This window comes from Sphingomonas sp., from assembly GCF_036269755.1.
Taxonomy (GTDB): Bacteria; Pseudomonadota; Alphaproteobacteria; order Sphingomonadales; family Sphingomonadaceae; genus Sphingomonas.
This window is the reverse complement of the sequence record NZ_DATBDV010000005.1, coordinates 42,681-63,748: the sequence shown is the minus strand read 5'-3', so window position 1 is coordinate 63,748 and position 21,068 is coordinate 42,681. Positions and strand designations below refer to the sequence as shown.

Below are 21,068 nucleotides of genomic sequence, written 5' to 3'. Positions count from 1 at the left end.
ATGCTCGCCGACAAGGATCGCATCTTCACCAACGTCTACGGCTTTCAGCCTTGGGGGCTGAAGGCGGCGCAGGCGCGTGGCGATTGGGACAATACCAAGGCTTTGCTCGAGATCGGGCAGGACGCGATCATCGACCGGATCAAGGCGTCGGGCCTACGCGGGCGCGGTGGGGCAGGATTCCCGACCGGGACCAAATGGGGCTTCATGCCCAAGGAACCGCGGCCCGACCGCCCCAACTTCCTGGTGATCAACGCCGACGAATCCGAGCCGGGATCATGCAAGGACCGCGAGATCATCCGCCACGATCCGCACAAGCTGATCGAGGGCGCGCTGATCGCGGGCTACGCAATGCGCGCGCGTGCCGCGTACATCTACATTCGCGGCGAATATATCCCGGAGGCGGAGGTGTTGTTCGCCGCAGTCGCCGAGGCATATGACGCCGGCCTGATCGGCAAGAACGCCTGCGGGTCGGGCTACGATTTCGACGTGTTCGTGCATCGCGGTGCGGGCGCGTACATTTGCGGCGAAGAGACCGCGATGCTCGAAAGCCTGGAGGGCAAGAAGGGCCAGCCGAGATTGAAGCCGCCGTTCCCGGCGGGCGCCGGGCTCTATGGCTGCCCGACCACGGTCAACAACGTCGAATCGATTGCTGTCGTCCCGACCATCCTGCACCGCGGCCCCGAATGGTTCGCGAGCTTCGGCGCGGAGAATAATCGCGGCACCAAGCTGTTCCAGATCAGCGGGCACGTGAACAAACCGTGCGTGGTCGAGGAAGCGATGTCGATCCCGTTCCGCCAGCTGATCGACGAACATTGCGGCGGCATCCGCGGCGGGTGGGACAACCTCCTCGCCGTCATCCCCGGCGGATCGTCGGTGCCGCTGGTCCCGGCGGCGGAGATCATGGAGTGCCCGATGGACTTTGACGGGCTCAAGGCGCTCGGTTCGGGCCTCGGCACCGCGGCGGTGATCGTGATGGACAAGTCGACCGACATCGTCCGCGCGATCAGCCGGATCAGCTATTTCTACAAGCACGAAAGCTGCGGCCAGTGCACGCCGTGCCGCGAGGGCACCGGCTGGATGTGGCGCGTGATGGAGCGGCTGCGCACCGGCGACGCCGACGTGTCGGAAATCGACACGCTCTACAACGTTACCAAGCAAGTCGAAGGCCACACGATCTGCGCGCTCGGCGACGCCGCGGCATGGCCGATCCAGGGCCTGATCAGGCACTTCCGGCCTGAGATGGAACGCCGCATCGCCGAACGCCAAGTTGGAGACTTGTCTCCGATGCAGGAGGCGGCAGAGTGAAGATCGTGTTAGGCCTCTTCGCGGCTCTCGTGATTGCGACACCGGCGCAAGCGCAGCTCAAGCCCGAGATACAGACAGGATCGATGATTCCGGTGAAGCCGCAACCGCTGGATGAGAAGCGCGCCGGCGATGTCCGAAAGCACTTCGCGCAGTGCGTCTACCGCAGCGCCACGCCCAAGGTGCTCACCATGCTCGACCACAGCGATCCGGCGTGGATCGACCTCAAGGCGGCTGGCATCAAGGACGTCAACACAGAGCTTGGCATGAGTCGTTGCCTCGGCATGCAAGTCGGGGTCGATCAGTTGGCGCTGAGCCTGAAGTTTTCGCCGGTCGTATTGCGCGACTTGATGGCCGAGGAAGTCTATCTGGCGCGCAATCCTGCCGCGCCCAGTCTTGCCGCCGATGCTGCTGCGATCGTGCCATTTGTCATTCCGTCGGACACCCAGCCTGCCACGGCGGCGGCGCTGACCGAATTCACCGATTGTGCGGTACGCGTTGACCCGGCCGGCGCCGACGCGCTGCTGCGGACGATGCCGGGCAGTGATCGCGAACACGATGCTGCTGCGGCACTTGCGCCCGCGCTCGGGCAATGCTTGCGGACGGGGCAGAAAGTGAATTTGAAACCGGGCGGAATTCGAGCGCTGATCGCCTATGCGATGTGGAGCCGGTTCGTGCGAACGCCGGCAGTCAAGTGATGGTGACGCCAACATTCAGCGGCGTCGATCGGGGCGTGGTCGTTGGTGCAGGGAGGTAGGCACATGAAATATCCGATTGTGATCGCAGCATTGCTGGGCGCGTTTGCGGCGCTGCCGGCGCATGCCGCCACCGATGAATACGATGTCGCGCAATGCGTCGTCGACAACGACGCGCACGACGCGAAGATGCTGCTGTCGACTTTGCCCGGTTCGGACGGCGAACGTCGCGTCGGCGCCAAGCTGATGGACCTGTACGGCGGGTGCAACGACAACCGCCTGGCGACTGGTCAGATCGCGTGGCGCGAGCGCGCGGAGATCGCCAACGCGGCGCTGCTGACCTGGCTGGACGGCGGCCGGTTCGACGTTGCATCGCCGCCGCCGCGGGCGCGCTGGGCGCTGTCAGTGGCAGACGGCGGGTCGAATTATGACCGCCACCTGGTGTCGATCCGTCAGTTCGGTGATTGTGTCGTGGCATTGAACCCGGCCGGCGCGTTGAACCTCGCGCGCTCGGCGCGCGGCAGCGCCGATGAGCGCGCGGCGATCGGCGCATTGGCGCCGGCGCTCAACGATTGCCTGGCCCCAGGCAAGAATTTCAGGGTGAAGCGCGACGACCTTCGGTTGATCGTTGCCGAACCGCTTTATCACATGGTGTCGAGATAGAAGTTTGCGATGACCACGCACCACCTGCCCACGACCGGCGCGCGCCGCCTGCTGCCCGAGGCCGCGATATGATCCGCGGGCTAATCCTGCTTGCCGCGATCGGTGGTATCGCTGCCGCCGCGCGAGGCCAGATGACGGGCAGCATCCGGCGCGACACGGCGCCGATCGACGTGCCCGACGGGCGGTCGACGGGCGATGCGGCGCGGGCCATTTCGGACAATTTCGCGCTGTGCATCGTCAAGCGGCATTATCCGCAGGTGCTGAAGACGCTGGCCGGCCCGCAGGACGCGATGCACGATTACAAATTCCTGCCCAAGCTGATGGACGCCGAATGCTTCACCGGCAGTGCCTCTGTCGGGCGGAGCTACGGCACGAGCGACGTCGAGTTGAACACCAACCCGGTGTCGTTTCGCGGGGCGTTGTACAAAGCGCTCGTCCGCAAGGATTTCTCGCGGCGCCCGGGGACGATGGGGGCCGCGCCGCTGGAGATCACCGGTGACAACGCGCCGATTCACCGGTTCGCCGATTGTGTGGTGCGCGCCGACCCTGCGGACACGCTCAAGCTGGTACTGGCGACGGCGGGCACGGATGCCGAACCAGCGGCGATCGGCGCGCTACGGCCGCATCTCGAGCAGTGCACGCCGACGGGCGAGCAAATGGCGTTTTCGAAGGGCAATCTGATCGGCTACCTCGCCGAAGCCTATTTCCGTGAAGCGGATGCTTCAAAATCGACGGGCGCCAACTGATGCCTAGGCTGAAGGTAGACGGGATCGAGGTCGAAGTCCCGCAGGGCGCCACCGTCCTGCAGGCATGCGAGATCGCGGGGAAGGAGATCCCGCGCTTCTGTTATCACGAACGGCTGTCGATTGCGGGCAATTGCCGGATGTGCCTTGTCGAGGTGAAGCCCGGGCCGCCCAAGCCGCAAGCGTCGTGTGCGCTGCCGGCCGCGGACAATCAGGAGGTCATCACCAATTCGCCGATGGTCAAGAATGCGCGCGAAGGCGTGATGGAATTCCTGCTAATCAACCATCCACTCGACTGCCCGATCTGCGATCAGGGCGGCGAGTGCGACTTGCAGGACCAGAGCCTCGCCTATGGCCGCGGGCACTCGCGTTACGACGAGAACAAGCGCGCGGTGACCGAGAAATATATGGGTCCGATCGTCAAGACGGTGATGACTCGCTGCATCCAGTGCACCCGCTGCATCCGTTTTGCCGAGGAAGTCGCCGGGGTCGAGGAAATCGGTGCGATCTATCGCGGCGAGGACATGCAGATCACCTCGTATCTCGAACAGGCGGTGACGAGCGAATTGTCGGGCAATGTCGTCGACTTGTGCCCGGTCGGCGCCTTGACGTCGAAGCCGTACGCGTTCGAGGCGCGGCCGTGGGAATTGTCGAAGACGCTCAGCATCGACGTGATGGACGCGGTCGGCACCAACATCCGGCTCGACAGCCGCGGCCGTCAGGTGCTGCGCGCGCTGCCGCGGATCAACGAGGACGTCAACGAGGAGTGGGCGAACGACAAGACTCGGCATCACGTCGACGGGCTGGTGCGGCGGCGGCTCGACCGGCCGTACATCCGAAAGCGGGGCAAGCTGATCGAGGCAAGCTGGGATGACGCGTTCGCGGCGATCGCGGCGGTGAAGGCTGGCAGCAGCGTCGCGGCGATCGCCGGCGACCTGGTCGATTGCGAGACGTTGTTCGCGGCCAAGGCGCTGGTCAAGGCGATGGGCGGCTCGCTGCTCGAGGGCCGCCAGACCGGCATGGCCTATGACGTGACGAGCCTCGCGGCGGTCAATTTCAACACGACGATCGCCGGGACCGAGCGCGCCGACGCGATCCTGATCGTCGGGTCGAACGTCCGTTGGGAAGCGCCCTTGGTCAACACGCGGATCAGGAAGGCGATCAAGAAAGGCGCGAAGGTCTTTGCGATCGGGCCGAAAACCGACCTGACGTACGAGGTCGAGTGGGTCGGCGACGATCTCTCGCTGCTCGGCGATTTGCCCAGCGCGGCGGCAGAAGCCTTCGCCGCGGCCAAGCGCCCGATGGTGATCGTCGGCGGCGCTGCGTTGAAGAACGGGCAAGCGGCGAGCCTTGCGCTTGCCAAGTCGCTCAACCTGGTGCGCACGCTCGACGACGGCAGCGCCTGGAACGGCTATAACGTCCTCCACTTCTCGGCGTCGCGGATGGGTGGGCTGATGCTCGGCTTCGCGCAGCCCGGCGGGATCGCCGACGTGGTCGCTGCGGCGCCCAAATTGGTGTTCCTAATGGGCGCCGACGAGGTCGATTTCTCCCAGCTGTCGAAGAGCTTCAAGGTCTATGTCGGCCATCACGGCGACAAGGGCGCCGCGGCGGCCGACGTCGTGCTGCCCGGCGCGAGCTATGCCGAGAAGTCGGGCACCTATGTCAACCTGGAGGGTCGCGTGCAGCGTGGCGACCGCGCGGTATTCCCGCCCGGCGACGCTCGCGAGGATTGGACGATCCTCCGCGCGCTGAGCGAGAAATTGAAAGCGACCTTGCCGTTCGACAGTTTCGAGGAACTCCGCGCGGCAATGGCGCTCGACACGCCGGCGCTCGGTCAGCTCGGGCTCGCGAGTTTCGAGTGGAGCCCGCCCAAGCTCGACGGCAAGGCGGCTGGCAAGATTGCCTATCCGATCAAGGACTTCTACCTAACCAACGCGATCTGCCGCGCCAGCCCGACGATGCAGCAATGCTCGGCGGAACTGGTGCACGGCCAAGCCTTTGCGGAGGCGGCGGAGTGATGGCGATCGCTGTGAATAATCGCGCTTCCCCGGCGAAGGCCGGGGTCCAGCATCGGGCCGCTCGCAACTGGGGCCCGGCCTTCGCCGGGGAGGCGTATATCGTTGAGCGCGGAGGTGCCTCGGCATGACCTCCTGGTTCACCGGCTTCCTGCCCTACGGTTGGGCGTGGTTCGTCGCCACAATCATCGACATCCTCTTGATCGCGCTGCCGCTGATGCTCGCGGTCGCGATGATCATCTATGCCGACCGCAAGATCTGGGCGGCGATGGCGTTGCGCCGCGGCCCCAACGTGGTCGGCCCGCTCGGACTGATGCAGTCGTTCGCCGACGGGCTCAAAGTCTTCCTTCAGGAAACGATCATCCCGTCGGCCGCGAACAAGGGCCTGTTCCTGATCGCGCCGATCATCACCTTCACGGTGGCGCTGATCGTTTGGGCGGTGGTGCCGTTCCAGACGGGCGTGGTGCTGGCCAACATCAACGTCGGGCTGCTCTACGTGCTCGCGGCGTCGAGCCTCGGCGTCTACGGCATCATCATCGCGGGCTGGGCATCGAACTCGAAATATCCCTTCTATTCCGCTCTCCGCGCGGCGGCGCAGATGGTCAGCTACGAAGTGTCGATCGGGTTCGTGCTGATCTCGGTCGTGCTGTGGGCGGGAAGCTTCAACCTGTCGATGATCGTCGATGCGCAGCGCGGCTATTACGGGCTGCTCAACGGCAATTGCTTCAACCCGTTGCTGTTCCCGATGGCGGTGGTGTTCTTCATCTCCAGTCTGGCCGAGACGCAAAGGGCGCCGTTCGACCTCACCGAGGCGGAAAGCGAGCTCGTCGCGGGCTATCAGACCGAATATTCGTCGATGAGCTTCGCGCTCTACTGGCTCGGCGAATATGCCAACGTCATCCTGATGTGCGCGCTCAATGCGATCCTGTTCTGGGGCGGGTATCTGCCCCCGGTGAACTGGGCGCCGCTCTACGCCGTGCCGGGGATCATCTGGCTGTTCGTCAAGATCCTGGCGTTCTTCTTCCTGTTCAGCTGGGTCAAGGCGACCGTGCCGCGCTATCGCTACGACCAGCTGATGCGGCTCGGCTGGAAGGTGTTCCTGCCGCTGTCGCTGTTCTGGGTGTTTCTGGTGAGCGGTTTCCTGATGTGGATACGCGTGGGGGTGGGGTCGTGATCTCCGCCAGCCTCATGATGCTCGCCGCGGCCGCCGGTACCGTGCATTACGATTGCACGATCACCGACGTATCGGCCGCAAGCGCAACGGATACGGGTTGGAAACGAACGCAGCCCAATTTTCCAGGACTGGAGAGGGACAGTTGGCGTTTCGCGATTGACGTATCTGGAGGCACGGATCGGACAGCGACGGTTATTTGGGATAAGGACCTCGCCAATATCGCCGGTTCTGCGAAGGTCCTCCCATTGGCTGAAGGTGTGTTCGCATTCATCATTGCAAAGCCCGGCGGCTGCCTGTTCGGAGAGCATGTCTGCCTTGCCACGGTGCAGGTCGGCGATGTCGGAAAGGACAAGGCACACGTCGCGGTGACTCCTGCTGGTATCATCTCGGCAGGTGCCGACCGGCCAATGGACCTCTTACAGGTGTCGCTGCTTGGTAGCTGCTCGAGAACGGAAGACGCGCGCTGATATGAGTCCCGCCCAAATCATCAAATCCTTCACGTTGTGGGAGATCGTCAAGGCGCACATGCTGACGTTGCGCTACTTCTTCAAGAAGAAGGCGACGATCAACTATCCGTACGAGAAGAACCCGGTCTCGCCCCGTTTCCGCGGCGAGCACGCGCTGCGCCGCTATCCCAATGGCGAGGAGCGATGCATCGCGTGCAAGCTGTGCGAGGCGGTGTGCCCGGCGCTGGCGATCACGATCGAGGCCGAGCCGCGCGACGACGGCAGCCGGCGCACGACTCGCTACGATATCGACATGACCAAGTGCATCTATTGCGGGCTGTGCCAGGAAGCGTGCCCGGTCGATGCCATCGTCGAGGGGCCGAACTTCGAATTCTCGACCGAGACTCGCGAGGAATTGATCTACGACAAGGCGAAACTGCTCGATAATGGCGACCGCTGGGAACGCGCGATCGCCGCGAACCTTGCCGCCGATGCGCCGTATCGATAGGCGGCGCGAAACAGTGGGACGCTCAGTGATTCACCTCTCAATCGTCATCCCGGCGCAGGCCGGGATCGCTGGCGGCAAGGACGCGCCATGCAGCTTGGCGGCCCCGGCCTCCGCCGCGGCGACGGTGGCCGCATGATCCAGACCATCGCCTTCTACCTGTTCGCCGCGATGGTGATCCTGTCGGGCGCGCTGACGATCACGTCGCGCAACCCGGTCCACAGCGTGCTGTGGCTGATCATGGCGTTCTTCAACGCCGCGGGGCTGATGCTGCTGGTCGGCGCCGAGTTCATCGCGATGCTGCTGGTGATCGTGTACGTGGGTGCGGTCGCGGTGCTGTTCCTGTTCGTCGTGATGATGCTCGACATCGACTTCGCCGAGCTTCGCGCGGGGTTCGCGCGGTACGCGATGATCGGGCTCGCCTTCGCGATCGCGCTGGCGTGCGAGATTTTCATCGCGATCGGCGCGTGGAGCGCGGGCGGGCTCAAGCTCGACCAGCGGATCTCGCCGACGCCCGATACGATCCCCAACATCCAGGCGATCGGCAACTTGCTCTATTCGCGCTACCTCTACGTGTTCGAAGGCGCTGGGCTCGTGCTCTTGGTGGCGATGATCGGCGCGATCGTGCTGACGCATCGCACTCGCGGCGGCGTGCGCGGCCAGAATATCAGCCGCCAGGTCGCCCGCCGGCCGCAGGATTCGACGCGCAACACGCAGCCGCCGGTCGGGCAGGGGGTGGAGCTGTGAGCCGCAATCGTCATCCCGGCGAAGGCCGGGACCGCTGCACGACCAAGCGCGCCGGGCATCAACTCGCCGGCCCCGGCCTTCGCCGGGGTGACGAGGTGCGCGCATGATCGGCCTCACGCACTATCTCGTCGTCGCCGCCATCCTGTTCGGAATGGGGGTGATGGGGCTCATCGCCAATCGCAAGAATTTGATCATCATGCTGATGGCTATCGAGCTGATCCTGCTCGCGGTGAACCTCAACCTCGTCGCTTTCTCTGCCTACCTCCACGATCTCGTGGGTCAGGTGTTCGCGATGTTCGTGCTGACCGTCGCGGCGGGCGAGGCGGCGATCGGGCTGGCCATCCTGGTCATCTATTTCCGCGGGCGTGGGACGATCTCGGTCGACGATCCCAGCCGGATGCGGGGGTGATGATGAAAATTTCCGTCATCCCGGCGAAGGCCGGGATCGCTGAGTTTAGGGCACGTCCAATGACGATAACGGCCCCGGCCTTCGCCGGGGTGACGGGTTCCCCGTCATGATTCAGCTCATCGTCTTCCTGCCGCTGCTCGCGGCGATCGTCGCTGGCCTCGGTAATCGCGCGATCGGCAACGTGCCAGCCAAGGTGATCACGACCGGCGCGCTGTTCGTGTCGTGCATCCTCAGCTGGCCGATCTTCCTCCACTATCTCGGCGGCGCCGAGGCCACCGTCGCACCGGTGTTCGAATGGATGAAGTCGGGCGACCTCGACGTCGCCTGGGCCTTGCGCGTCGACAGCCTGACCGCGGTGATGCTGGTGGTGGTCACCACCGTCTCGGCGCTGGTCCACCTCTATTCGTGGGGGTATATGGACGAGGACCCCGACCAGCCGCGGTTCTTCGCCTATCTGTCGCTGTTCACCTTCGCGATGCTGATGCTGGTGACCGCGAACAATTTGGTCCAGATGTTCTTCGGCTGGGAAGGCGTCGGGCTCGCCAGCTATCTGCTGATCGGGTTCTGGTACAAGAAGCCGAGCGCGAACGCTGCGGCGATCAAGGCATTCGTCGTCAACCGGGTCGGCGACCTCGGCTTCATGCTCGGCATTTTCGGCACCTTCCTAGTGTTCGGCACCGTCTCGATCCCCGACATCCTGGCGGCGGCGCCGCACATGGTCGGATCGACGATCGGCTTCCTCGGCTACCGCTTCGACACGATGACGGTTTTGTGCCTGTGCCTGTTCCTCGGCGCGATGGGGAAGTCGGCGCAGATCGGGCTCCACACTTGGTTGCCCGACGCAATGGAAGGCCCGACCCCCGTGTCGGCCCTGATCCACGCCGCGACGATGGTGACCGCGGGCGTGTTCATGGTGTGCCGCCTGTCGCCGATGTTCGAGACGAGCGAGGTCGCGCTCAATTTCGTCGTCACGATCGGCGCCGCGACCTGCATCTTCGCCGCGACGATCGGCTGCACGCAAACCGACATCAAGCGCGTCATCGCCTATTCGACCTGCTCGCAGCTCGGCTACATGTTCTTTGCGGCAGGCAGCGGCGCATACGGCGCGGCGATGTTCCACCTGTTCACCCACGCTTTCTTCAAGGCTTTGCTGTTCCTCGGCGCGGGTAGCGTGATCCACGCGATGCACCACGAACAGGACATGCGGTTCTACGGCGGTCTGAGGAAGCAGATTCCGGTCACTTTCTGGGTGATGCTGGCGGGTACGCTGGCGATCACCGGCGTCGGCATCCCCGGCATCTTCGGCCTGCCGCAGATCGGCTTTGCCGGGTTCCATTCGAAGGACGGCATCCTCGAGCTGGCTTACGCCTCGGGCCGCGGCACCGGCGCGTTCTGGGTCGGCGTGCTGGCCGCGCTGCTGACCAGCTTCTATTCGTGGCGCGTGATGTTCCTGACCTTTTGGGGCAAGCCGCGCTGGGCGCATTCGGAGCATATCCAGCACGCCATTCACGACGCGCACCATCAGGGCGACAGCGCGCACGGCCATCATCAGGGTGCCGACGCCGCGCACGAATATCATGGCGAAGCAGCCGAGGAAGGGCAGGGATCGGTCCCGCACGTCGACGAGCCCGGCCAGCATGACCTGTCGCTCGGCACCGGCGGCTATCACCCGCACGAAAGCCCGCTCACGATGCTCATTCCGATCGTCGCGCTCGCCATCGGCGCGGTCGCGGCGGGGTTCGCGTTCCAGCATGTCTTCATCGATCCGACATCGGGCGAGGCCTATTGGCGCGGCGCGATCGCGTTCGACGAGCATCTCTATCACGCCGCGCACCAGGTGCCGGTGCCGATCAAGCTGTCGGCGACGATCGTCATGCTGCTCGGGCTGTGGGGCGCTTGGCTCGCTTATATTCGCCGGCCCGACATACCCGCGCGCTTCACCGACACGTTCCGCGTGATCTACGGCTTCGTGCTTCACAAATGGTATTTCGACGAGCTGTATCATTTGCTGTTCGTCCGCCCCGCCTTCGCGATCGGGCGGCTGTTCTGGAAGGGGGGCGACGAGGGCATTATCGACCGCTTCGGTCCCAACGGATCGGCGTGGGTCGTCGGGCTGAGCAGCCGCGTCGCCGGTCGCCTGCAATCGGGATATCTCTACACCTATGCCTTCGTCATGCTGATCGGCCTGACCGCCGCCGTTACCTGGGCGATCAGCCGATGAGCGGGCTTCCCGCTATCGTCGTCCCGGCGCAGGCCGGGACCGCTGGAAAGCTTGGTGAGCGGATCGTGACAAACGCGGCGGCTCCGGCCTTCGCCGGAGCGACGGCACTATGAGTGGGTTCCCGATCCTCTCCGTCATGCTCGCGGTGCCCGCGATCGCCGCGGTCGCGTGTCTGTTCCTCAACGCCAGCAACGCGCGCTGGCTGGCGCTAGCGGCGACGTTGGTCGATCTTGCGCTCGGCGTGGTGCTGTGGAGCCAGTTCCACATCGGCGGTCCGCAATGGCAGTTCGTCGAGAATGTGCCGATCGCGGGAAGCTTCGGCTGGTCGCTCGGCATCGATGGCTTCGCGTTGCTGCTGATCATGCTCAGCGTGTTCCTGATGCCGATCTGCATCGGCGCGAGCTGGAGCGCGATCCAGAAGCGCGTGCCCGAATATATGGCGGCGTTCCTGCTGACCGAATTGCTGATGATCGGCACGTTCGCGGCGCAGGATTTGTTCCTGTTCTACGTGTTCTTCGAAGGCGGGCTGATCCCGATGTTCCTGATCATCGGCGTATGGGGCGGCGCCAACCGGATCTACGCGAGCTATAAATTCTTCCTCTACACCTTGCTCGGCTCGGTGCTGATGTTAGTGGCGATGCTGTGGATGGCGAACGAGGCGGGGACGACGTACATCCCGACCTTGCTCAACCACGACTTCCCGGTGTGGGCGCAGACCTGGTTGTGGCTCGCCTTCTTCGCGTCGTTCGCGGTCAAGATGCCGATGTGGCCAGTGCACACCTGGCTGCCCGACGCGCACGTCCAGGCGCCGACCGCCGGGTCGGTGATCCTGGCGGGCGTGCTGTTGAAGCTGGGCGGGTACGGCTTCCTGCGCTTTTCGCTGCCGATGTTCCCCGAAGCGTCGAGCCAGCTCGTCTGGCTGATCTTCGCATTGTCGGCGGTGGCGGTGATCTACACCTCGTTGGTCGCACTGGTGCAGTCGGACATGAAGAAGCTGATCGCCTATTCGTCGGTCGCGCACATGGCGATCGTGACGATCGGCCTGTTCGCGTTCAACCGCCAGGGGATCGAGGGCGGGATGATGGTGATGCTCGGCCACGGCCTGGTGTCGGGCGCATTGTTCCTGTGCGTCGGCGTGATCTACGACCGGCTGCACACGCGTGAGATCGCGCGGTACGGCGGGCTCGCCAACAACATGCCGCGCTACGCGATCCTGTTCATGCTGTTCACGATGGCCTCGGTCGGCTTGCCCGGCACGAGCAATTTCGTCGGCGAGTTCCTCAGTTTGGCGGGGACGTACAAGGTGTCGACGACGATTACCTTGCTGTGCACCACCGGCATCATCCTTGGCGCGGCCTACATGCTCTACCTCTACCGCCGAGTAGTGTTCGGTGAGATCAAGTCGGACGATGTCGCGGCGATGCCCGACCTCAATGCGCGCGAGCTGTGGCTGCTCGTCCCGATCGCGGCGGCGGTCTTGTGGATGGGCGTCTATCCAGAAAGCTTCCTCGCGCCGATGCGCAGCGACGTGAAAATTCTGCTCGACCGAGTCGACCGCGCGCAGCCCAAGGGCGATGCGGCGCCGACGCCCGGGAAACCGGTGGCGGCTGCCGCTGCGGAGACCAAGTGATGGATTGGGTGCTCGCACTCCAGGCGACGATGCCCGAGCTCGTGCTGTCGGTCGGCGCGCTGGCGCTGATGCTGGTCGCAGCGTGGGGCGGGCAACGCTCGACCGCGATGGTCAGCTGGACCGCGATCGCGGTGCTGATCGGCGCCGGGATTTCGCTCGCGGGACCGGCGTCGTACGCCGGGCCGGTGTTCGGCGGGCTGTATCGTGCCGACGCCTTCGCGGCGTTCGCCAAGGTGCTGATCTATTTCGCCGCCGCCGTCTCGATCGTGATCGCGCCGCGCTTCTTCAATCGTGGCGACGATGACGGGCTTCACCCTGAATATCCCGTGCTGATCCTGCTCTCGGCGGTGGGCATGGGGATGATGGTGTCGGCGGGCGACATGCTGACGCTCTATGTCGGGCTCGAGTTGCAGAGCCTCGCGGCTTACGTGCTGGCGAGCTTTATGCGGCGCGACCAGCGCTCGGCCGAGGCTGGCCTCAAATATTTCGTCCTCGGCGCGCTCGCCTCGGGCATCCTTCTCTACGGCATCTCGCTGGTCTACGGGTTCAGCGGCACGACCCTCTTCACCGGGATCGCGGCGGCTTATGCCGGAGGGCACTCGCTCGGGTTGATCTTCGGGCTGGTATTCGTGTTCGCCGGATTAGCGTTCAAGATGTCGGCGGTGCCGTTCCACATGTGGACCCCCGATGTCTACGAAGGTGCGCCGACCCCCGTCACGACCTTCTTCGCCTCGGCGCCCAAGGTCGCGGCGATCGCGCTCGGCGTGCGAGTCGCGATCTCGGCGATGGGCCCGGCGATCGCCGATTGGCGCCAGATCCTGATCTTCGCCAGCCTCGCCTCGATCATCTTCGGCGCCGTCGCCGCAATCGGGCAGCGCAACATCAAACGGCTGCTGGCCTATTCGTCGATCAACAATGTCGGGTTCCTGCTCGTCGGGCTGGCCGCGGGGACTCCCGCGGGCGTTGCGTCGGTGTTGCTGTACTTGACGATCTACCTCGCGATGACGCTCGGCAGCTTCCTGGTCGTGCTCCAGATGCGCGATAGCGAGGGTCGGGCGATCGAGAGTATCGAGAGCATGGCCGGAATGTCGGAGACGCGCCCCGGGCTCGCGGCGGCGATGGCGGTGTTCATGTTCAGTCTGGCGGGTATTCCGCCTTTGCTCGGGTTCTTCGCCAAGCTGGAGGTGTTCCGCGCGGCTGTCGCCGCCGGACTGTACCCGCTCGCGGTAGTCGGTTTCGTGGGATCGGTGATCGCCGCCTATTATTATCTGCGCGTGATCAAGGTGATGTATTTCGACGCGCCTGCACCGGCCTTCCAGCGCAGCCGCGACGCCGCGGTCGAATACGCCATCCTGACCGTGCTCGCCTTGTTCATCTCGCCGGTCGGCTGGTTTGCGTTGAAGCCGATCGGGCTGTGGTCGATGGCCGCCGCGAAGGCGCTGTTCTGACTACGCAAATCCGTTCGGTCGCGGAGACCGGATCGACCAACGCCGACATGATCGCGCTCGCGGCGACGGGGCTGGAAGAGGGCGTCTGGCTGCGCGCCGACCGCCAGACCAGCGGACGCGGGCGGCAGGGGCGAGCGTGGGTGTCGCCGCCCGGCAATTTCTATGCGAGCACCCTGGTGCGATTGCGCCCGAGCGATCCGCCCGCCGCGACGCTGGCGCTGGTCGCGGCGGTTGCACTGGAGGAGGTTGTGGCCGCTTACCTACAACGCCTCCCCGGCGAAGGCCGGGGTCCAGTATCGGACCGATCGCAACTGGGGCCCGGCCTTCGCTGGGGAGGCGTTCAGGCATTACAGCTCAAATGGCCCAACGACCTGCTGATCGACGGTGCCAAGCTGTCGGGTGTGCTGCTCGAGCGCGCGGGCGAGGCGGTCGTGATCGGCTTCGGAGTAAACCTTGCCCACTATCCGACCGACACCGACCGCGTCGCCACTAGCCTGGCGGCGCACGGTGCGGCGGTCGCGCCCGAGGACTTCGCCGAAACGCTCGCCGATGCGTTCGCGCGCTGGGTCGAACGCTGGCGCGGCGAGGGGATTCAGGTCGTCCGCCGACGCTGGGTCGACCGCGCGCATCCGACTGGCGCTCCGCTCACCGCACGCCTGCCCGACGGATCGGCGATCGACGGCTTGTTCGACGGGCTCGATGCCGAAGGTGCGCTCATCCTTCGCTTGGCGGACGGCACGCGGCGTGTCATTCACGCCGGCGACGTGTTCCTGCTGTGACTCCTTCTCCGTTCGTTTCGAGCGAAGTCGAGAAACGGCCAAAGGCGCGAACCTCATCGTGTCTCGACTTCGCTCGACACGAACGGATGGGAGCTTGAAGTCGATGCTGCTCGCGATCGATGCCGGCAACACCAATGTCGTTTTCGCGCTACTCGACGGGCGCACGGTCAAGGGCCGCTGGCGGATCGCAACCGATCCGCGACGCACCGCCGACGAATATGCGGTGTGGCTGGTTCAGTTGCTGAGCCTCGAAGGCTATGAGCGCAGCGACGTTGGCGGCGTGATCGTCTCCACCGTGGTGCCGCGCGCGACGCATAACCTTCAGGTGCTCGCCGAAAAATATTTCAAGACGACCGCCTTGATCGCGGGCCAGCCTCCGGTCGAATACGGCATGGCGATCGACGTGCCGGAGCCGCAGAGCCTGGGTGCCGACCGCGCGGTCAACACGATCGCGGCGCACGCGCTCCACGAGGGCGACCTGATCGTGATCGATTTCGGCACCGCCACGACGGTCGACTGGGTCGATTTCCGCGGCGCGTACAAGGGCGGGATTATCGCGCCCGGCATCAACCTGTCGCTCGACGCCCTGGTCGCCGCCGCCGCCAAGCTACCGAGGATCGGGATCGAGGCGCCCGCCGACCCGACCGTGATTGGCCGCGACACCGTCAGCCAGATGCAGATCGGCATCTATTGGGGCTATATCGCGATGATCGAAGGGCTGGTCGCGCGGATGAAGGCCGAGGTCGGCCGCCCGGTAACCGTGGTCGCCACCGGGGGATTGGCGGTTCTTTTCGAGAAGAACACCCCCATATTCGATTGCATAGAGCCCGACCTGACGATTCAGGGGCTGGCGATGATGTGGGAGCGGGCCCAGAAATGAGCGTCGCCCCGGCGTAGGCCGGGGGCCGCTGGCGGCTTGAGCTTCGCTACCCGACTCAGCGATCCCGACCTTCGCCGGGATGACGAAATTGGAAGATAGATTTTGATACCGAAGAACGAACTGCTTTTCCTCGCGCTCGGCGGATCGGGCGAGATCGGGATGAACGTCAACCTGTACGGCTGCCAGGGTAAATGGCTGATGGTCGATATGGGGGTAACCTTCGCCGATCCGGCCTATCCGGGGATCGACCTGATCCTGCCCGATCTGCAATTCATCGAGGAGCAGCGCGAGAATCTCGTCGGGATCGTGCTGACGCATGGGCACGAGGACCATATCGGCGCGCTGCCGTACCTCGCCGACGATCTCGGTGTACCGCTCTATGCGACCAGATTCACCGCCGGCCTGATCCGCGGCAAGCTGGAAGAGGAAGGCATCGCCAAGCGCGTCAAGCTCAACATCGTGAAGCCAGGCGAGGCGGTGCAGGTCGGGCCGTTCGGCGTGACCTTCGTCCCGCTCGCGCACTCGATCCCCGAGGCGAGCGCGCTGCTGATCGATACGCCGCTGGGCAAGGTGTTCCACACCGGCGACTGGAAGCTCGACGACAGCGATGCGGTGCTCGGCAAGCCGTCGACCCCCGAGCAACTCGCGGCGATCGGCGACCAGGGCGTGCTCGCTCTGGTGTGCGATTCGACCAACGTGTTCAATTCGGCACCGTCGGGCACCGAATCGAGCGTCCGCGAAGGGCTCATCTCCGCGGTCAAGAAGGCCAAAGGTCGAGTCGTCGTCACCACCTTCGCGTCGAACGCCGCTCGGCTGCAGACGCTCGGCGAAGTGGCGAAGGCGACCAAGCGGCGCATCTGCGTCACGGGGCGCTCGCTCGACCGCATCCTGACCGTCGGGCGCGCGACGGGCTATCTCAAGAATTTTCCCGAGCCGATCGATTCCGACGCGGCGATGATGCTGCCAGGCCGCGAGGTGCTGGTGGTCGCGACCGGCGGGCAGGGGGAGCCCCGCGCCGCGCTCGGCCGCATCGCCGAGGGCACGCATCCGATCAAGCTCACCGCCGGCGACACGGTGATCTTCTCGTCGAAGCAAATCCCCGGCAACGAGCTGGCTATCGGGCGCATCCAGAACCAGCTCGCCGCCAAGGGGGTCGAGATGGTCACCGAGCGGCAGGAGCATGTCCACGTCTCGGGCCATCCCGGCCGCCCCGAGCTTGAGGCGATGTACGGCTGGATCCGACCGCAGACACTCATCCCCGTCCACGGCGAGATGCGCCACATGATGGAGCAGGCGCGATTCGGGCTCGCCAACGGCATTCCGCGCGCGTTGGTCCAGAGCGACGGCGAGATCGTGCGGCTCGCGCCGGGCGACCCGGAGAAGGTCGGGCATGCGGCGGTCGGGCGGCTGATGCTCGATGGCGACGTCATCCTTCCCGCCGACGGTGCGACGATGAATGAGCGCCGCCGACTTGCGAGCTTCGGCCAGATGTCGGTCGCCGTGGCGATCGACGGCAATTACCGGCTGGTCGGCACGCCCGAGGTTCGCCTGCAGGGCGTGCCGGTCGAGGAGGACAAGGAAGATTTGCTCGACGAGGCGTGCGACGCCGCGGCGGACGCGGTGCGCAAGCACAAGGGTGACCTCGCGGCGTTACGCGAATCGCTGCGTCTCGCGGTGCGCCGAGTGGCGACTAAGTGGACCGGCAAGAAGCCCGTCGTCGACGTGTTGGTCATCGAGGTCTAGGGACCCGGGGATGCGCTGGACATCGTTGCTCGCCATCTATTTCCTGTGCTGGGCGTTCTCGGTCTTCCTCGTCCTGCCGTTCGGCGTGCGCACCACGCATGAGGCCGGGGGCGAGTACGTGCCGGGCCAGGCAGAAAGCGCGCCGCACGAATTCCGCTTCGGCCGCACCGCGTTGCGCGTGACGATCGTCGCGACGATCCTGTGGCTGCTGTTCGTGCTCAACTACCAGTTCGGCTGGATCACGCCGCAAATGTTCGACTTCTTCGATCCGAGCAACAGCGCGTTCGCGCCGAGCTGACGCTAGGTCCGCAACCGTTCGATTGCCTGGGCAAGCGCGACGTAGAGCTTGCCCATGTCCGACGAAAGCAGGGTGACGCCGATCGGCGCACTATCGCGTTGCGCCAGCACCGCGCGCAGCATCGCCTCGAAATCGTGGATGTAGCGGTTGATCCGCTCGCGGGCGACGTCGTCGCTCTCATATGCCTCGACGATCGCGCGCATATCGCCGGCGTCGAGCAGCTTGACCGCACGCCGCGTGAATGCGCCGCGATCGCCCTTGAGATAGGCGGCCCATGACGAATCGGGCGCTTCGGTCGCGTAGATACCGGCAAGGTCGATCGCCGCCGAATTGAGCGATTCGATCAGCAGCGACACACGCCGCGCAAAGCCGTCGGCGTCTCGCGTGTCGGCCAGCCGGTCGTCGATCGCCCCCGAAGCCTCGGCGATGGCGAGCATTTGCCGGTTGAGCTTTTCGGATGCTTCGGTCGCCGACGCGGCGGCGTTGCCCTGCGCCTCGGCGATCGCTGCCAGGCTCTTTTCGAGCGCGTGCTTGCCCGCCGCCTCGATCGCCGCGCCGGCATCGGGCACGATGCGCTCGATCGCCTCACGCGCATGGTCAGCGGCGGCGTTGGCGGTGTCGCGGATCCGCATCAGGCCTTCGAGCAATTGCGGCGCCGATTCGCCGACGAAACGTTGCGCGGCTTCGCTCGAATCGTCGATCGACCGCGCGATCGCATCGACTTGCGCCTGTCCGGTCGTCAGCACCTCGGCGACGTGGTTCACCACGCTTTCGATCGCCGCGATCCGCTCGGCGAGCGCGGTGGCGCTGTCGGTCGCGGTGCGGTCGAGCGTCGCCTGGTTGGCCGACAGCATCGCCAGCATCGCATCGCCCTGCGTGGTGATGCCCTTGCGCGCTTCGTCGACCGCGCTGGCGGTGCGGTCGAGCAGGCCGTCGACCGCTTCGGACATCGACGCGGTTACGCTTTCGAGGCGTGCACCGGCGGTCTCGCTGGTCGCTTCCATCCGCGCGATATTGGCCGCCAAGCGCTCGGCGGCGCCGCTGGTCAGCGAATCGGCTTCCTTGCCGCGTTCGCCGAGCGCGACGATCTGCGCATCGAGCGCGGCGGCGCGTTCGCTGGCGGTCAGGCCAGTCTGCTCGATCTTGGCCGCCAGCGCCTCGGTCTCGGCATGCGCCTTGGGCAGCGTCGCGAGCAGGACGTTGAGCTTGTTTTCCGCGGTATGTGCTGCCGCGTCGAGTCCCGCGGCTTGCGTCTCGGCGTGCGCAATTTGCTCGGCCATGCCGCTCGCCGCCGCCATCATCGACGTAATCTGGTCGCCGAGCGCGAGGCGGTTGGTCTCGATCGTCCGCGCCATCGCTGCGATCACGGCCTGGAGATGGTCCGCCTCGGCGCGCATCGATCGGGCGGTCGCGTTGAAGCGTTGCGCCTCGGCCTTGCTCGATCGCCGCGCGATCAGCCACAGCACGCCGATCCACGCCGGCGGCGCGGCAAGCGCGGCGGCGAATTGCGCGAGCGCCATCGGTTGCGGGTTGGCGAGCAAGGCGGGGCCGGCATACCAGCCGATGAACCCGATCCAGCCAATCGCGAGCAGCACCGCGACGATCGAAAACACCTTTGCCCAGACGCTGGTCGGCGCATGATAATCGTCGAGTTCGAGCATCGGCTCGGCATCGTCGTTCGGCTCGGTGCCGGAATAATCGGCCGGGCCGGTGGCCGCCGGCGTAGCGAAATCGACATCGCTCACGCGCAAATCGACGATTTTCGAACCCCCGTTCATGATCCGCTGTTTACCATGAAATGGCGCGGATCAAAGCGATTACGCAACGATCCGTTAAAGCCCGCGCGGTTATGACGAGCCGATGGCCTATGATCCCGGAGCAATCGACGCGACCCTGGCGGCGGCGGTGGGCGACGAACCCGTGCTGATCGCCGAGCTGCGTATCGCCTTTATCGACAGCGCCGAACGCGCATTGGCGGCGATCGAGAACGCGACGGACGACGCCGGCTGGGCGGTCAATGCGGCACGGCTCAAGGGGCTGGCGGCCAGCTTTGGTGCGGTGCGGCTGATGGCGCTCGCCGCCGACGCCGCGAAGGCGCCCGGCGACCGAGAGCATATCCGCAAGCTGCGCCGGGCGATCGAGCGCCTCTAATCTTTGCCTTACGCCTGAAAGCTTCGTAACAGCCCCGGATGATTGCGGGGCTGCTGTTCGCGACTGCCGAAGCGTCCGATCGCCACGACACGCTCGCGGCGACGCTGCCGGTCGGCGGGGTGACTCTGGTCGAGTTCCAAGCGCGGTTGCTGATCGCGGCGGGGGCGTCGCAGATCGTCATCGTCGTCTCGCGGCTGAGCCCGGAATTGCTCGGCGCGATCAATCGGCTCGGGCGGCGCGGGGTCGCGGTCGATGCGGTGCGCACCCCTGCCGAGGCGATCGCCAAGCTCCATCCGCTGGCACGCGTGATTTGGCTCGCCGACGGGCTGGTGACGACCAGCGGCGTGGTCGAGGCGATGCGCGACCGCGACCACGATACCCTGTTGGTCACGGGTGAGGGCGGCGAACTCGAGCGAATCGGGCCCGGCGTCCTGTGGGCCGGTGTCGCGACGCTCGATCCGCAGCGCATCGCCGAAGTCGCCAAGCTGCCCAACGATTACGATTTCACCTCGTCGCTGCTCCGCGTAACGGCACAGCGCGGCGCCGAGCAAGTGGCGCTGCCCGACGCGGCGGTCCGCGACGGGCACGGCGTACAGCGCGATTCGCGCGCGCTCGCAGTGAAGGGTCGCGCGGCGTTGGTCGCGGCGCTCGGCGCGCGGTCGAACTGGGTGGATCGCTTCCTGATCGCACCATTGGCGCGCATCGCGCTGCCCCCGCTCGTCGCGCGTGGCGTGCCGGCACTGATGCTGATGGCCGGGGGCGTGGTCGCCGCGGTCGGCGGGCTGGCGGGGTTGCTGCTGGGATGGTCAGTGACGGGGCTGGTCGCGGTGATCGCCGCGCTGGCGCTGTTTGCGCTGGCCGATGTGCTGGCGTGGCTGCGCGACGAGCGAGCGTTGATCGCGGCCGGCAAGTGGCTGATGCCGGGCAGCGCGGCGCTTGCGACGATCCTGTTCGCCCAGCATGCGGCGCTGGACGCCGGAACCGCCGCCGCGCTGCTGCTCGCCTTGGGCACGGTGGTGGCGGGCGGCCTCGCCGAGCGCGCGGCGAGCACGGTCCAGCGGCGGCTGTGGTGGGCAGTGCCGCCGGCCTATCCGCTGATCCTGCTTCCCGCTGCGATTGCCGGGCAGCCGGTGATCGGTCTCGGGCTGGGCGCGGCTTATGCCGTCGCAACGCTGGCGCATGCCATCGAGCGCCTGCGAGCAAAAGCGTCTGGCTAACC

The 21,068-nt window shown here is 65.7% G+C and carries 20 protein-coding genes; 19 read left to right on the top strand and 1 reads right to left on the bottom strand.

The window, feature by feature from the left end:
- From nuoF to VH326_RS05765, 17 genes are all read left to right on the top strand, one after another.
- Positions 1 to 1,305 (top strand): NADH-quinone oxidoreductase subunit NuoF, encoded by a 1,305-nt coding sequence (gene nuoF / locus VH326_RS05845; RefSeq protein WP_329630865.1) that lies wholly within the window; start codon positions 1 to 3, stop codon positions 1,303 to 1,305.
- Positions 1,302 to 2,000, top strand: a complete 699-nt coding sequence (locus VH326_RS05840) for a hypothetical protein (RefSeq protein WP_329630864.1) — start codon at positions 1,302 to 1,304, stop codon at positions 1,998 to 2,000. Before nuoF ends, VH326_RS05840 begins: the two co-directional genes overlap by 4 nt.
- Positions 2,001 to 2,063: 63 nt before the next feature.
- On the top strand, positions 2,064 to 2,660 hold the full coding sequence (locus VH326_RS05835) for a hypothetical protein (RefSeq protein ID WP_329630863.1): 597 nt from the start codon (positions 2,064 to 2,066) through the stop codon (positions 2,658 to 2,660).
- A gap of 68 nt (positions 2,661 to 2,728) precedes the next feature.
- The gene (locus VH326_RS05830; protein ID WP_329630862.1) at positions 2,729 to 3,406 is read left to right on the top strand and encodes a hypothetical protein; all 678 of its coding nucleotides are present in this window, start codon (positions 2,729 to 2,731) and stop codon (positions 3,404 to 3,406) included.
- Positions 3,406 to 5,421, top strand: coding sequence for an NADH-quinone oxidoreductase subunit NuoG (gene nuoG, locus VH326_RS05825; protein WP_329630861.1), 2,016 nt, complete (start codon positions 3,406 to 3,408; stop codon positions 5,419 to 5,421). Before VH326_RS05830 ends, nuoG begins: the two co-directional genes overlap by 1 nt.
- 124 nt (positions 5,422 to 5,545) lie before the next feature.
- Positions 5,546 to 6,592 carry an NADH-quinone oxidoreductase subunit NuoH gene (nuoH, locus tag VH326_RS05820; RefSeq protein WP_329630860.1) on the top strand — a complete coding sequence of 349 codons (1,047 nt, stop codon included), beginning with the start codon at positions 5,546 to 5,548 and terminating at the stop codon, positions 6,590 to 6,592.
- The gene (locus VH326_RS05815; protein ID WP_329630859.1) at positions 6,589 to 7,059 is read left to right on the top strand and encodes a hypothetical protein; all 471 of its coding nucleotides are present in this window, start codon (positions 6,589 to 6,591) and stop codon (positions 7,057 to 7,059) included. Before nuoH ends, VH326_RS05815 begins: the two co-directional genes overlap by 4 nt.
- 1 nt (position 7,060) lies before the next feature.
- On the top strand, positions 7,061 to 7,546 hold the full coding sequence (gene nuoI / locus VH326_RS05810) for an NADH-quinone oxidoreductase subunit NuoI (protein WP_329630858.1): 486 nt from the start codon (positions 7,061 to 7,063) through the stop codon (positions 7,544 to 7,546).
- Between the two features lie 132 nt (positions 7,547 to 7,678).
- On the top strand, positions 7,679 to 8,290 hold the full coding sequence (locus VH326_RS05805) for an NADH-quinone oxidoreductase subunit J (RefSeq protein WP_329630857.1): 612 nt from the start codon (positions 7,679 to 7,681) through the stop codon (positions 8,288 to 8,290).
- A 103-nt stretch (positions 8,291 to 8,393) separates the two neighbouring features.
- A complete protein-coding gene (gene nuoK / locus VH326_RS05800) occupies positions 8,394 to 8,699 on the top strand; it encodes an NADH-quinone oxidoreductase subunit NuoK (RefSeq protein WP_329630856.1) in 306 nt (101 codons plus the stop codon).
- A gap of 106 nt (positions 8,700 to 8,805) precedes the next feature.
- A complete protein-coding gene (nuoL, locus tag VH326_RS05795) occupies positions 8,806 to 10,920 on the top strand; it encodes an NADH-quinone oxidoreductase subunit L (protein ID WP_329630855.1) in 2,115 nt (704 codons plus the stop codon).
- Between the two features lie 109 nt (positions 10,921 to 11,029).
- On the top strand, positions 11,030 to 12,550 hold the full coding sequence (locus VH326_RS05790) for an NADH-quinone oxidoreductase subunit M (protein WP_329630854.1): 1,521 nt from the start codon (positions 11,030 to 11,032) through the stop codon (positions 12,548 to 12,550).
- Positions 12,550 to 13,998: an NADH-quinone oxidoreductase subunit NuoN gene (nuoN, locus tag VH326_RS05785; RefSeq protein ID WP_329630853.1), complete on the top strand. Its 1,449-nt coding sequence runs from the start codon at positions 12,550 to 12,552 to the stop codon at positions 13,996 to 13,998. The genes VH326_RS05790 and nuoN overlap by 1 nt, the downstream gene beginning before the upstream one ends.
- 47 nt (positions 13,999 to 14,045) lie before the next feature.
- Complete coding sequence (locus VH326_RS05780; protein WP_329630892.1) at positions 14,046 to 14,777, top strand: biotin--[acetyl-CoA-carboxylase] ligase; 732 nt, start codon at positions 14,046 to 14,048, stop codon at positions 14,775 to 14,777.
- A gap of 103 nt (positions 14,778 to 14,880) precedes the next feature.
- Entirely contained in the window at positions 14,881 to 15,657 is a 777-nt protein-coding gene (locus VH326_RS05775; RefSeq protein WP_329630891.1) for a type III pantothenate kinase, read from the top strand.
- A 102-nt stretch (positions 15,658 to 15,759) separates the two neighbouring features.
- Positions 15,760 to 17,400 carry a ribonuclease J gene (locus tag VH326_RS05770; protein ID WP_329630852.1) on the top strand — a complete coding sequence of 547 codons (1,641 nt, stop codon included), beginning with the start codon at positions 15,760 to 15,762 and terminating at the stop codon, positions 17,398 to 17,400.
- A 10-nt stretch (positions 17,401 to 17,410) separates the two neighbouring features.
- Positions 17,411 to 17,698 (top strand): DUF1467 family protein, encoded by a 288-nt coding sequence (locus VH326_RS05765; protein WP_329630851.1) that lies wholly within the window; start codon positions 17,411 to 17,413, stop codon positions 17,696 to 17,698.
- A 2-nt stretch (positions 17,699 to 17,700) separates the two neighbouring features.
- Here the strand turns inward: VH326_RS05765 and VH326_RS05760 are convergent, their stop codons facing one another.
- A complete protein-coding gene (locus VH326_RS05760; RefSeq protein WP_329630850.1) occupies positions 17,701 to 19,476 on the bottom strand; it encodes a hypothetical protein in 1,776 nt (591 codons plus the stop codon).
- 82 nt (positions 19,477 to 19,558) lie between these two features.
- Between VH326_RS05760 and VH326_RS05755 the strand changes: the two genes are divergently transcribed.
- Together VH326_RS05755 and VH326_RS05750 are read left to right on the top strand one after the other, a co-directional pair.
- Positions 19,559 to 19,849 (top strand): Hpt domain-containing protein, encoded by a 291-nt coding sequence (locus VH326_RS05755; RefSeq protein WP_329630849.1) that lies wholly within the window; start codon positions 19,559 to 19,561, stop codon positions 19,847 to 19,849.
- A 38-nt stretch (positions 19,850 to 19,887) separates the two neighbouring features.
- Positions 19,888 to 21,066 (top strand): hypothetical protein, encoded by a 1,179-nt coding sequence (locus VH326_RS05750; RefSeq protein WP_329630848.1) that lies wholly within the window; start codon positions 19,888 to 19,890, stop codon positions 21,064 to 21,066.
- Positions 21,067 to 21,068 lie beyond the last annotated feature (2 nt).